Annotated in this window: 1 protein-coding gene; it reads right to left on the bottom strand. The window is 71.6% G+C overall.

The features are described 5' to 3' along the window. On the bottom strand, window positions 1-219 hold a 219-nt coding region (locus tag VM95_RS38350; RefSeq protein WP_341846063.1), incomplete at its 3' end, for an AMP-binding protein. Window positions 220-232: the final 13 nt, after the last annotated feature.

Here is a 232-nt window from a genome sequence, read left to right as displayed (position 1 = left end):
CTCGGCCGTCATCCCAGGACGCTTGAGGTAGCCGCGCGCCAGACCGTCGCCGGCGATGTACAGCTCGCCGACCACACCCGGCACCACCGGCCGCAGACCGGAATCCAGCACGTACAGCCGGGTACCCACCACGGCCTTGCCGAGCGACGGCGTCGCCGAACCGCTCAGCCCGCTGCCACTCACCGTCGCGGCGACCGTCGACTCCGTCGGGCCGTACACGTTCAGCAGGGTG

Origin of the sequence: Streptomyces rubellomurinus (assembly GCF_000961885.1) — a bacterium.
Classification (GTDB): Bacteria; Actinomycetota; Actinomycetes; order Streptomycetales; family Streptomycetaceae; genus Kitasatospora; species Kitasatospora rubellomurina.
Note: the sequence above shows the minus strand (reverse complement) of the source record. Positions and strands in the feature narration are given on the sequence as shown.